Origin of the sequence: Gilliamella sp. CG13 (assembly GCF_046635805.1) — a bacterium.
GTDB lineage: Bacteria > Pseudomonadota > Gammaproteobacteria > Enterobacterales > Orbaceae > Gilliamella > Gilliamella apicola_I.
This window is the reverse complement of record NZ_JBIDFM010000001.1, coordinates 408129-420775: the sequence shown is the minus strand read 5'-3', so window position 1 is coordinate 420775 and position 12647 is coordinate 408129. Positions and strand designations below refer to the sequence as shown.

Annotated in this window: 14 protein-coding genes; 7 read left to right on the top strand and 7 right to left on the bottom strand. The window is 34.1% G+C overall.

Features of this window, described 5'->3' with window-relative positions; genetic code table 11:
• Nucleotides 1-11: 11 nt before the first annotated feature.
• Together ACGH6R_RS01920 and ACGH6R_RS01915 are read right to left on the bottom strand one after the other, a co-directional pair.
• A complete protein-coding gene (locus ACGH6R_RS01920; protein WP_267380699.1) occupies nucleotides 12-566 on the bottom strand; it encodes a YggT family protein in 555 nt (184 codons plus the stop codon).
• 37 nt (nucleotides 567-603) lie between these two features.
• The gene (locus ACGH6R_RS01915) at nucleotides 604-1305 is read right to left on the bottom strand and encodes a YggS family pyridoxal phosphate-dependent enzyme (RefSeq protein ID WP_411598735.1); all 702 of its coding nucleotides are present in this window, start codon (nucleotides 1303-1305) and stop codon (nucleotides 604-606) included.
• A gap of 23 nt (nucleotides 1306-1328) precedes the next feature.
• Between ACGH6R_RS01915 and ACGH6R_RS01910 the strand changes: the two genes are divergently transcribed.
• From ACGH6R_RS01910 to ACGH6R_RS01890, 5 genes are all read left to right on the top strand, one after another.
• Nucleotides 1329-1691 (top strand): hypothetical protein, encoded by a 363-nt coding sequence (locus tag ACGH6R_RS01910; RefSeq protein ID WP_411598734.1) that lies wholly within the window; start codon nucleotides 1329-1331, stop codon nucleotides 1689-1691.
• Nucleotides 1676-2287: a type IV pilus twitching motility protein PilT gene (locus ACGH6R_RS01905; protein WP_411598959.1), complete on the top strand. Its 612-nt coding sequence runs from the start codon at nucleotides 1676-1678 to the stop codon at nucleotides 2285-2287. The genes ACGH6R_RS01910 and ACGH6R_RS01905 overlap by 16 nt, the downstream gene beginning before the upstream one ends.
• 123 nt (nucleotides 2288-2410) lie before the next feature.
• A complete protein-coding gene (gene proC, locus ACGH6R_RS01900; protein WP_267380696.1) occupies nucleotides 2411-3220 on the top strand; it encodes a pyrroline-5-carboxylate reductase in 810 nt (269 codons plus the stop codon).
• A 347-nt stretch (nucleotides 3221-3567) separates the two neighbouring features.
• A complete protein-coding gene (locus ACGH6R_RS01895; protein ID WP_065559356.1) occupies nucleotides 3568-3777 on the top strand; it encodes a cold shock domain-containing protein in 210 nt (69 codons plus the stop codon).
• 183 nt (nucleotides 3778-3960) lie between these two features.
• A complete protein-coding gene (locus ACGH6R_RS01890) occupies nucleotides 3961-4242 on the top strand; it encodes a DUF5339 domain-containing protein (RefSeq protein ID WP_267352516.1) in 282 nt (93 codons plus the stop codon).
• Between the two features lie 24 nt (nucleotides 4243-4266).
• Here ACGH6R_RS01890 and ACGH6R_RS01885 read toward each other — a convergent pair whose 3' ends face one another.
• The 3 genes from ACGH6R_RS01885 to ACGH6R_RS01875 all read right to left on the bottom strand — a co-directional run bounded on the left by ACGH6R_RS01885 (nucleotide 4267) and on the right by ACGH6R_RS01875 (nucleotide 7436).
• The gene (locus ACGH6R_RS01885) at nucleotides 4267-4752 is read right to left on the bottom strand and encodes a thermonuclease family protein (protein ID WP_411598733.1); all 486 of its coding nucleotides are present in this window, start codon (nucleotides 4750-4752) and stop codon (nucleotides 4267-4269) included.
• 237 nt (nucleotides 4753-4989) lie between these two features.
• Complete coding sequence (fabA, locus tag ACGH6R_RS01880; RefSeq protein ID WP_267352518.1) at nucleotides 4990-5511, bottom strand: bifunctional 3-hydroxydecanoyl-ACP dehydratase/trans-2-decenoyl-ACP isomerase; 522 nt, start codon at nucleotides 5509-5511, stop codon at nucleotides 4990-4992.
• 152 nt (nucleotides 5512-5663) lie between these two features.
• A complete protein-coding gene (locus ACGH6R_RS01875) occupies nucleotides 5664-7436 on the bottom strand; it encodes an AAA family ATPase (RefSeq protein WP_411598732.1) in 1773 nt (590 codons plus the stop codon).
• A 188-nt stretch (nucleotides 7437-7624) separates the two neighbouring features.
• Between ACGH6R_RS01875 and ACGH6R_RS01870 the strand changes: the two genes are divergently transcribed.
• Nucleotides 7625-9397, top strand: coding sequence for a DUF3413 domain-containing protein (locus ACGH6R_RS01870; protein ID WP_411598731.1), 1773 nt, complete (start codon nucleotides 7625-7627; stop codon nucleotides 9395-9397).
• A gap of 205 nt (nucleotides 9398-9602) precedes the next feature.
• Here the strand turns inward: ACGH6R_RS01870 and pdxT are convergent, their stop codons facing one another.
• Both pdxT and pdxS read right to left on the bottom strand, forming a co-directional pair.
• The gene (gene pdxT / locus ACGH6R_RS01865; protein ID WP_411598730.1) at nucleotides 9603-10193 is read right to left on the bottom strand and encodes a pyridoxal 5'-phosphate synthase glutaminase subunit PdxT; all 591 of its coding nucleotides are present in this window, start codon (nucleotides 10191-10193) and stop codon (nucleotides 9603-9605) included.
• Nucleotides 10194-10195: 2 nt separating this feature from the next.
• Nucleotides 10196-11083 carry a pyridoxal 5'-phosphate synthase subunit PdxS gene (gene pdxS / locus ACGH6R_RS01860; RefSeq protein WP_411598729.1) on the bottom strand — a complete coding sequence of 296 codons (888 nt, stop codon included), beginning with the start codon at nucleotides 11081-11083 and terminating at the stop codon, nucleotides 10196-10198.
• A 148-nt stretch (nucleotides 11084-11231) separates the two neighbouring features.
• Between pdxS and ACGH6R_RS01855 the strand changes: the two genes are divergently transcribed.
• Nucleotides 11232-12632: a PLP-dependent aminotransferase family protein gene (locus tag ACGH6R_RS01855; protein ID WP_411598728.1), complete on the top strand. Its 1401-nt coding sequence runs from the start codon at nucleotides 11232-11234 to the stop codon at nucleotides 12630-12632.
• Nucleotides 12633-12647 lie beyond the last annotated feature (15 nt).

The following is a 12647-nucleotide window of genomic DNA, read 5'->3' as shown; positions in this document are numbered from 1 at the left end:
TTTTAAATCATCTAAAGAATGATCCACAGAGCACCAAAAATTTTGGTGGCAAAATAGTTCATAAACATTAGCACGACAGCCACAATAGCAAACGTAACATCGATCATGCCTATAGGAGGAATAAAACGACGAATTGGAGCCATTAATGGCTCTGTTAATTGGTAAAGAATTTCGTCAGGTACAGATTGCCCACGACTAATCCAACTCAAAACCGCTCTGAATAGCAATAACCAAAATAACAGGTAACCCATAGCATGCAAAATTGCGACCAAAGCAAACCATAAATAATCAACATTAAATGGTAAATTTATGGGGATAAAACTAAAAATAAACAAAATTTTAATTAAGGCAACTAAATACAAAAGTAGCCACGTTGCATAATCAAATTTTCCTACTGAAGGAATAAATCGGCGCAATGGTCCGATAATAGGTTGAGTAACTTTTACAATAAATTGAGTGATTGGATTATGAAAATTAACTCTGACTTGCTGCATCCACAAACGTAAAATTAAAACATACAGACAAAACGTTATAACCGTTTTGCCAAGAAAGTAGATCAATTCCATTGAAAACTCCTTAAATAAAAGTCATTGAGCCAATATATCATAAATACTTTCGCTCGCCAAAGATTGCTGTTCCAATACGAACCATTGTGCTACCAGCTAAAATCGCCGCTTTCATGTCTCCGCTCATTCCCATAGATAATGTATCGACATAAGGAATATCAATTTTTAATTGTTGTAAAAGCGCCGTCATTTTTGAAAAAATAGTGAATTGTTTATCGAAATCATCTTCGACTTCAGGGATAGCCATTAAACCACGTAAACAAAGGTTAGGTAATGTAATAATCTGGTGAGCTAAATCGAACACTTCTTCTGGTTTTACGCCGGATTTAGTGGCTTCTTGACTTATATTAACCTGAATAAGTACATTTAATTTAGCCATATTGGCAGGGCGCTGATCACTTAAGCGCTGAGCGATCTTGAAACGATCAATTGTATGCATCCAATCAAAGTGTTCTGCAACCAATTTGCTTTTATTCGACTGCAAAGGTCCAATAAAATGCCAAATAAGGGGACAATTTGGCATCGCTTTTTGAAAATAATTTATTTTTTCTACACCTTCTTGTACATAATTTTCACCAAATGCGAGCTGTCCTGCGTCTACCGCTTCTGTAATCAATGTAACTGGTTTGGTCTTACTTACCGCAATAAGTTCAATTGTTTTGGGATCTCGACCGCAATTTGAAGCTATTTTCTCAATATCTTTTTTTATAGCCATTAAATTGTCATGTACTGTATTCATGTTTATACCTAATTATCATTAGTATGTCTAAATTAATATTACATTCTTTATTATCGCTTAGTGTAACCCAAAAAGCATCCGATTTGCACCTATCTAGTGGCGAAGTGCCTTGTATGCGCATTAATGGACAACTGCAATTTTTGTCTGTTTCTCAACTATCATCTCAGGTTTTGGAAATAGAATTATTTAAATTACTTAATGATTCCCAGAAAAATCGATTACAACAAAATGGTCAAATTGATATCGCTTATCATCCCGCAGAAATAGGGCGATTTCGAGTAAATATATTTTATCAAATGCGAGGTATTTCAGCTGTCTTTCGTGTCATCAATCACCAAATTCCAAGTTTACAAGAAATTAATGCCCCAAAATTCTACCTGAATTAACACGAACTCAAAGCGGGATTATTTTAGTTACCGGTGCAACTGGTAGCGGTAAATCAACAACGCTGGCGTCATTGATACAATATATCAATATGACAGCAACTAAACATATTATTGCTTTAGAAGATCCGATAGAATTTATTTATCAAAATAATAAATCGCTTATTCAACAACGCGAGATTTCTGATTTTGGCTCGGCAATTGATAGTATTTTAAGACAAGATCCCGATATTATCATGCTTGGCGAATTACGGCATAAACAATCTATTCAAGCTGCGTTAACCGCTGCTGAGACAGGACATCTTGTCTTTGCAACTTTACATACAAGCTCTGCAATTAAAAGTATCAACCGAATTATTGATGTCTTTGAAAATCATTCACATAATTTTATACGAGCACAATTATCGACAAGTTTAAAAGCGATTATTACCCAAAAATTAGTCACAAATAACCGGCAGCGTAAAGCATTATTTGAAGTTTTGATTAATACGCCTGCGGTAAGCAACCTTATCAACGAAGGCAAAACTAAACAAATACTTTCATTAATGCAAACGGGTCAACAATATGGTATGCAAATAATGCAAAATGATGATTTGTAATGATCAGTAATACAATAAAATTATCATTATATTAAAATAAAAAATGATTGGATAAAATTTAAAGTTTTCTAAAAAAATAAATTATACTAGTGTTAAAAAGTTCAAATGAAAAAGGGGTAAATAATGGAACAACGCATTGGTTTAATTGGTTTAGGTAATATGGGTAATGCTATCTTACAAGGTATTTTATCAAGTAAAATTGTATCAGGTAATCAAATCAATATTTATGATACCCATCCAGAAAAAGGGATTTCACTTAATCAATCTTATGGAATTAATAATTTAGATTCAGCCAGAAATGTAGCAAAAGAATCGGATATGGTTATTGTGGCTGTTAAACCCAATGCTATTATTGATGTTTTAAATGATATCCAAAAAGAGTTAAAAAAAAGTACTATTGTTATTTCTATTGCAGCAGGGGTTAGTATAAAAACGATTGCAAAATGTGTGGGATATGAACAAAAAATTATAAGAGTCATGCCAAATACACCTGCCTTAGTCAATGCAGCAATGTGTTCAATCACGCCAAATACAGAAGTCACAGAAGAAGAATTAGCTACGGTTCAAACATTATTTAATTGTATTGGTGAAACTGAAATTGTACCTGAATATTTAATCGATGCTGTAGTTGGCGCAAGCGGATCCTCTCCTGCGTTTGTATTTATGTTTATTGAAGCTTTAGCTGATGGGGCAGTAAAAGGCGGTTTATCCAGAAAACAAGCCTATAAATTTGCCGCCCAAACAGTAATGGGATCTGCGAAGATGTTACTTGAAACGGGTAAGCATCCTGGTGAATTAAAAGATATGGTATGTTCACCAGCCGGTACGACCATTGAAGGCGTGCAAATGCTTGAAGAAAAGGGATTCAGAGCGGCGGTTATTGATGCTGTTGAAGCAACAATAAATAAGTCTCAAAGCATGAGTGAAAAATAACTTAGTCTCAAAATTTACATTTGGCAAAACTCTAAAATTAATTAAAACAAAAAAATTAAATTAATTTAACTAATGAATGCAAGTTAGGTTTTGCCTATTAAATAAATTTGTAAAACTTTACAAACAACACTTGCATTAACAATTAATATATGAGTTAATAGTTTACAGCATATAACGTGCAGATTTATTTAGTGACATCTTGATTTAAGCAGTTTGTAGTTTACTTTCTATTTACATTAGTATTAGTTCTCTTCAGCTTTCACGTTTCAGTGTTTATAAGTAGTCCAAGTTTTATGTTTTTTTTAAATTAGCCTTGTTGGCTTAAATTATTTTATAGGAAGATTATTATGTCTAAGAAAACTGGTCAAGTTAAGTGGTTCAACGAAAGTAAAGGTTATGGTTTCATTTCTCCTGCTGATGGTAGTAAAGATGTATTTGTACATTTTTCTGCAATCTCTGGTGAAGGTTTTAAAACTTTAGGTGAAGGTCAACAGGTTGAATTTTCAATTCAAGACAGTGAACGTGGCCCAGCTGCAGCAGATGTTGTTGTAATGTAATTCTGCACCCATCTTTATATTTTATCAGCATATTATAAATATGCTGATAATTTCCTACATCCTATAAAATATTTTATTTGCTTTTCCAAAATCTCTAATGTATTATTTTTTGCGATATTAGATGTGATAAATATACTAATATTATCAAAAAGATATTTTTTAAATCGAAAGGAAAAGTAAATAATGAAAAAAATACTAGTTTCAGCTGTACTTTTAAGCCTATCTTCAGCTGCGATGGCTGATTTATCTGATAGTTGTAAAACTTATTTTGAAAAAGTGGATAAATTAGTTGAATCTTTACCTAAAGATGCAGCAACAAAACAGCAAACTGATATGATGAAACAAAATTTAGAAGCAGGTAAAAAACAAGTTGCTGCTATGTCTTCAAGTGATCAAGAAACAGGTTGTAAACAAGGCTTAGATGCACTTAAACAATTAGAATCTCTTTATCCTGCTTTAAAATAAATTAATAACTTCTTGATGAAAAATCTATTTCTGATTTAAGCGTCGGAATTTCCATGGGGCTATTGGATTTTTATCTTTCCATAGTCCCTTTCTATTTTGTTTGGCTTGCGATTCAAGGGCTATTAATTGCTTATTTTTAGCCACACCTTTATAGCGATATACCCAAGCATATCCACTTGCAACCATTTTCTGATTGATATTAATGCCATTATAAAAAACGGTTCCTAATGTTCTGTTATAAATATCTTTGTTACTTTCTTTAATATAAACAGATTTTCCTGCGATGAGTGAAGCTAGGTATTTTCTAGATGCATTACCGTAGGCTTGTTTGCTTTCTGGTGCATCGATATCAACTAAACGGATTCGGATTTTTTGTTTCACAGGGGTTAATACATCAATTGTGTCACCATCTATTACTTTAACGACTTTTCCACTGAAATTAGCATAGGAAAAAGTATTGAAAAAACAAGATAAAATAAAAAAAACAACAAAACGATTAAGTAAACTCATGATTAATAAAGACTATAAAAAAATTGCCACATTATACCTTGAATAGCAAAAAATACGAATGAAAAATCATTAACCTAAAGAAAATTTGTATTCAATAGTTAATTTTTTAAGACAATAAAAACGGGCGAGAATATATTATTATACAAGGGATAAATGTATCATCAGAAACTGCTTGGATAATCGATATTCAAGGTAGCCTTACCGAATAATGTGTAAGGCTAGTTAAAATCAAAAAAATTAAAATTCGCTGGTATCTTTGAATAACCCAACTTTAAGATCGGTAGCTTCGTAAATCAATTTGCCATCTACATAAACTTCGCCATCACCGATTCCCATAATTAACTTGCGGTTAATCACACGTTTAAAATGGATTTTATAGGTAACTTTTTTGTTTTTAGGTAATATTTGACCTTTTAATTTTAATTCTCCAACCCCAAGAGCTCGACCTTTACCCTTACCGCCAATCCAGCCAAGGTAAAATCCGACTAATTGCCATAAAGCATCAAGCCCAAGACAACCAGGCATGACAGGATCATTTTTAAAATGACATTTGAAAAACCACAAATCTGGATTGATATCAAGTTCCGCTTCCACATAACCTTTATTAAAGTTTCCACCTTCTTCATTCATTTCGATAACACGGTCCATCATAAGCATTAAATCTGATGGTAAAGGCGGTCCGTCATGACCAAAAAGTTCACTATTTCCTGATTTAATCAGATCTGCTTTATCGTACGAAGATTTACGTTCAAATGTCATAAAAAAACCTTTTATTTTCTGTCATTACTTACATGATTATAAAAATAATTATTCAATAAAATATTATGAATAACCAATACTGTAAAATCCTTTGCCGCTTACTAAAATGTTACATCTCAACCAAATTCGGCTTTCAAGTTTATTGGGTATTACTATTTTTTGCAATATCTTTGCCATTTTGCAAACCAACCATCTTGTTTTTTATCTTGTAATAGCATAGTTTGCATACGTGCATAAATAAGCTTATAAAGACTAATTGCATTATCATCTTTATAAGGAATTCCTGTTAATAAATAAAGTGCATCCGCAATATGTTCAACAGTCCAAATAGAAAACTTTTCTTGAGCTATTGCTTCAATCACATTATCACTCAAGCACAAATGGCGTTGATTAGATGCGGGAATAATAACGCCTTGCTGACCGGTTAACCCCTGATGCTGACAAACAGTAAAAAAACCTTCAATTTTTTCGTTGATACCACCAATTGATTGTACATGACCAAACTGATCTACCGATCCGGTAACAGCTAATTGTTGATCGATAGGCTGACCTGAAAGCGCACTAATAATTGCACATAACCCAGCAAGCGATGCGCTGTCTCCGTCAATTTCATTATAAGATTGTTCAAATACTAAAGAGGTTGAAAAAGGTAATTGATGATTAATAGCAAATTCTGACATAATAAAAGCCTGCATGATCATCATACCTTTAGAATGAATATTTCCTGCAAGTTCAGTTTTGCGCTCGATATCAATTAACTCACCGTCTCCAAAATGAACAAGGCAACTTAAACGCGTTGGCTCACCAATCGCTAAAGGATAGCCAGGATATTCAACAACAGATAAACCATTAATTTGACCAACAACCTGATCTTGAGTATTAATCATGATCTGTTTATTAAAAAACTCTTCATGAAATCGTTTTTTAAGATAATCTTCACGCCATAATTTATTTTTAGTCGATGAAGCCACTGATAACTCATCAATAACCTCATTTTTGGCATAATAACTAGCATTAACTAATAAACCATGAACCCAATCAATCGCAAGGGGAAGATAAAACTGATCGCCTGTAAAACGCACCGCTTCTTGATATATTTTGTTATAGGCGGATGGTGCAATACTTGGCAAATGAAATTTATCAGCAATGAATTGTAAATAATCTAGCCACGTAGTGAGCTTGTCAGATGAGGTAATCTGCAATTCATTTTCAAATTCAGCATAGATAGACGTATTGTAAAATTCTGGATCAAAATCCTGTAATTCAGCTAAACTTAGCCGATCGCCAACCAATATAATTCTTAAATCCAGTGGCATTGAAGGAATAGATAACGGCAATGGATGCGATTCATCAGCTGAAAACCAGTCGAATTCCTGTTTAAATACCATCTGCTTTAATTTAATCAATAAAGTAGGTTGGCTTAATAAAGATCGTAAACCTAAAATTAAAACCCCACCATTAGCCTGATGCACTAAACCTGGATCGAGTTTAATTGGGCTATTCTCTGGTTGTCGAACACAACCAAATAATTTCTCGCCATCAACATAACTTGATGCTAAACAATCATCTAAAATGGCAAAGTTATCCTGCTTGCTTTTGGCCTCAGTCAAAGTGACTTTATTATCATTAATAAAATAGCTGTAACCCAACGCTGAAGAGGACGCATGTAATTTAACTGCTTGTTTTAACAAATCAAAAAATAGTTCACTTTCTGACGCTTTCAGTAACATAAAACGAGGGTGATAACTTGCTCTTTTACTCGGGCATAACATGGATAATGCAGACGAAATCCGAGGTTGCCAAGAAAGAATATTGTTTGACTTTTCTATCACAGATTCAGTTTCTGCTTTACTAGGGTTAACAAGCGCACTAATCTGAGACAAATCAGGTTGGATTTGATGTATTTTAAGTTGTGAGATAGCCAAAATTATTATCTTTGTTGTTAGCGAATTTAATCCTTAAATTATAACAAGTATCGATTATAACGCCAAGATCATACCAAAATCTTTATGCTAACAAATAAAAAAATTACAGAAAGATTTTTCAAAATCAGGTAAACTGTAAAGTATCTTACAGTAAATATTCTTCATTACTATCGTTACCAATAATAAATATGCTCAAACTCAAAAATAATCATATCAAAGATACCCAATCCTCACAAATTGTAAGCTGGGGACACTGGTTTACATTATTTAATATTTTTGTTGTTATATCTTTGGGTAGCCAATATTTAATCATTGCAGACTGGCCAAGAACATTTATGGGGCGGTTTTATGCAATCATTAGTGCAATTGGGCATTTTAGCTTTTTAACGTTTATAACCTACCTCATATTACTTTTTCCATTAAACTTTTTTATTCACTCAGCGCGTTGGCATCGAATATTAGCAACCATAATTGCCACATTAGGAATCGCCTTACTTTTAGTTGATATTGATATCTTCTCGCATTTTAGAATGCACTTAAATTTATCCATATGGCAGTTATTTACAGCGCAAAACGCTACTTTTTTAAGTAGTGCGTTTATAATCATTCCATTTATTTTATTAATTGAAATATTATTTGCATTATGGAGTTGGAAAAAATTACGCAGCTTAAATAAGCGTAAACGTTATGCAAAACCAGTCGTGGTTATATTTATTCTTTGTTTTGTCTTTTCGCATCTGATTCATATTTGGGCCGACGCAAATTTTTATCGCCCAATAACCATGCAACGTTCAAGCTTACCATTATCCTATCCATTGACCGCAAGACATTTCCTTGAACGATATGGATTTATGCCAGAAAATGATTACCGAACTCGGGTCAGCCAAGAAGGTAATCCTTTTGCTATTGCTATAGAATATCCTCTTGCACGGCTGAGTTATGATGAAAAACAAGCAACCCAAAATATACTAATGATAGTTATTGACGGATGGAATAGTCGTTTATTAAACGACAACATGCCATGGTTAAATGAATTTGCGAAAGAAAACCTTAAATTTACGGATCATTACTCTGCAAGTAACCAAACAAATATTAATAAATTTTCATTATTTTATGGACTCGATCCCAACTATTACAACAGCATATTAGCGGGTCATAAACCTTCAGTACTATTTGATGCTATTAATTATCGTCATTACAACTTAGGGATGTTTTCGTACGATGGATTTGATGAACCATTGTATCGATATGCATTGCTATCCAATTTTTCAATACCGCCGGCAAAAAAAATGACTAATAAACAGGTTACTGATAATTGGATGGCGTGGCATGATGAACAAAATAAATTAGAAAATCATGCACCACTATTTTCACTGGTACAATACTCACTCGGCGTAAAACATAAAAATATACCGCTAAAAGAACTTGAAACAGAAGCAAGAAAATTAGATCAATATCTTGAATCATTAATAGCGTATTTAAGACTAACCAATACCTACGAAAACACCGTAATTGTCATTACCGGAACCAATGACATCACTATAAAAGAAGCGAAAAAAACAGCGATACGTAATGACGACATTAATTACAGCCGAGAATCACTTAATGTGCCACTGATTATCTCATGGCCAAATAAAGAACCCGCTCAAATCAGCCGACTAACATCGCAAACTGATATTATGCGCACCTTAATGCAAGATGTGCTTTATGTTAACACCTCACCACATTTATATAATCAAGGTGAAAACTTATTTAATAGCAAGTCACGGCAATGGATAGTGGCGGGGAACGAAAAAGAAATCGCTGCACTATACAATGATAAAACAATTGTTTTAGATGGATTTGGACGATCTAAAATTTACGATATCAATAATACATTACAAAAAGAAGAAAAAATAAGTCTTCCTATATTTTTACAAATTGTCACGGCAAACCGTCGATTTATGGTGGTGTCCAATTAAAATTTGTTTACTTTATATAGGTAAGAATTGAGACTTGATTTTAATTTTGTTGAGTTTCAAAAAAGTAATCTTGGTTATAAAAAGAATAAACCATTTTTCGGTTAGCATAATATACATTTTGTCAATGTTTTCTATACACATAGGGATAAACTATTCAACCTGTATTATTAAATATCTATCCCTTGTCTTTTGAAAATACTTCCCATCAACATTTATCAACAAAATATTTCATCACCCGATTATCGTTAGATAGCTCGGGATGAAATGAGCAGACTAAAATATTATCTTGTTCTGCCATTACACAGTGATCATCAATAAATGCCAGTTGTTTTACTGGGTTACCTGCATGGATGATATAAGGAGCACGGATAAAGATGGCTGGAATGTGCTTGCCAATTGACGCTATATCTAAAAAGGTTTCAAAACTTGCTACTTGCCGACCAAACCCGTTGCGTTCAACGGTAATATCCATTAATTCAAGAAGTTCAACTTCATGATGAGTGGTTGTCATACCACAAAGAACTAAGCCGGCACAGGTGCCTAAAATACCTTTGCCTTGACGGGCAAATTCTTTAATGGGACCAAATAGTCCATTTTGTTTAATTAGTCGGCTAATTGCGGTAGATTCCCCGCCTGGAATAATTAAACCATCTAACCCCGCTAAATGGTCAGGTTTTTTTACTGTCACCGCAATCACATTTTCGATACTCAGCAACATGGTTATATGTTCACTAACTGCGCCTTGCAAGTTAAGCACGCCAATTTTTTTTAACCGTAAGGGTTTGAGTGATTGCATCGTTACCATCCTCGTTCTTGCATTCTTTCGGATACAGACAATTTACTGATCTCAATACCTTTCATTGCCTCACCTAATCCTTTAGATAGTTCTGCTAAGCGTGGATAATCGTCATAATACGTCGTTGCCTGTACAATCGCTTTTGCAAATTTTTCAGGATGTTGCGATTTAAAAATACCCGAGCCAACAAAAACGCCGTCTGCGCCAAGTTGCATCATCAAGGCTGCATCGGCTGGGGTTGCAATGCCTCCGGCAGCAAAGTTAACAACAGGTAATTTACCCAACTGTTTGATTTGTATGACGAGTTCATAAGGCGCACCGATTTCTTTTGCCAATGTCATTAGTTCGTCTTTAGATTTACTGTTTACCAATCGAATTTGTTCGTTCACTCTGCGCATATGGCGTACTGCTTCAACGATATTACCTGTCCCCGGTTCACCTTTTGTGCGTAGCATGGATGCCCCTTCACCTATACGACGTAGTGCTTCGCCTAAATCACGACAACCACAAACAAAAGGTACGGTAAATTCATCTTTGAGTAAATGGTACTGTTCATCGGCAGGTGTTAATACTTCGCTTTCATCAATATAATCAACGCCCATTGATTCTAAAATACGGGCTTCAACAATATGACCAATACGCGCTTTTGCCATAACAGGAATTGTAACCGCATTCATGACAGTTTCAACAATAGTTGGATCTGCCATTCGGGCAACACCGCCAGCAGCACGAATATCTGATGGAACCCGTTCTAGTGCCATAACTGCGACAGCGCCAGCTTGTTCAGCGATTTTGGCTTGTTCTGCATTCACTACATCCATTATCACGCCACCTTTTTGCATTTGTGCCATACCCCGTTTTACGGTCTGTGTTCCGATAATTTTATTCATCACGTCTCCTGTTTTAAATTAATTAATGCTTAGTTATATATTATTTAAAATTAACGATAGGTAAGATACAGCCAATTGGACTATAATTAGGTCATCCAATTTTTTATGCGTTGTCTGGCAAGGTTTAAAATGTTGAGTAATCGATAACATGTGGAATCATCAGAAATTAAATGCCTATCAAGGCGCACTTTTTAATAAAGTAAGTCAACTAATTGAATATTATATTGAGCAAGGCATATTGATTGCAGGCGAACGATTACCATCAGAACGTGAACTTGCTAACATTTTAAACATCAATCGAACAACGGTGGTTCGTGCTTTGGATAATCTCTCTGAACGAGGACTTTTAATCCGCAGGCAAGGAAGTGGAACATTTGTTAATGATAAAAAATGGGGTGTTCAGGCGTATACTTCAATAAATTGGAGGTTACCAGCACGTTTTTACCAAAATAAACAATCTCGTTATCAACAAAAAGTCGAACTGATACGACGTCAGCAATCTAACATCATCGATCTTGCTAATGGGGACTTACCCACAATTTGGATGCCCAAATTGTTATTACCCAATATCAGCTCAGATGAGCTTATCATGCATGAAAAAAATAGTGACCAATTACAGTTAGGTTTGCCAGCACTAAAAACGCAAATAGCCAATTACATGCAACAACGTTTTGCTATGTCGGTAGAGACATCTCAAATACTCATTACATCAGGCACACAGCAATCACTATTTTTAATTACTCAGGGATTACTTAAATCAGGCGATGCAATTGCTATCGAATCGCCTTCTTATTTTTACTCTTTGCCACTTTTCCAAGCAGCAGGGTTACGCTTATATGGGATTGAGTGCGATAATGAAGGTATTACCTTAGACAGTTTAAGTAAAGTCGTTAGTCAGCAACCCATAAAATGGCTGTTTCTCAATCCTATCTTTCAAAATCCATTAGGTTTTGTGATGAGTGATAAACGCAAAAAAGCAATATTAGCATTTTGTCGTTCGCAATGTATTGGTATCGTTGAAGATGATGCTTACAGTGGTTTAGCATTTAATTCTCAATTATCCATTTCACCCATTAAAAAGTTTGACCACCATAATCAAGTTATCTATTTAGGATCGCTTTCTAAATATATTGGTCGAAATATACGGGTGGGTTGGATGATAGCACCTCGTAATATTATTGAAAATCTAGCGAATATTCGTCAACATATCGATTCTGGGTTGAGTATTTTGCCGCAATTATTGGCAGAAGAATATCTAAAAAATCATTATTTCACTCATCAACACTTTTTGAGTGAACAGCTCAATTTTAAAGCGAATCAATTAATGGTATGGCTCAATAATTATTTTGATGACACAATAAATTATCAAAAACCTTTAGGTGGTTTTCATTTATATGCCCAATTACCTGTTAAATCATCACAACAAGAAATCGCTATTTTAAATCAATTGCTTGCTCAAAATATTATCGTATCACAAGGAAGTGATTATGGTGATAAATTAGGGTGGATACGTTTAAGCTATGGACATTTCAATCAGAATTTGGTTTGATCTTAAAAAATTACT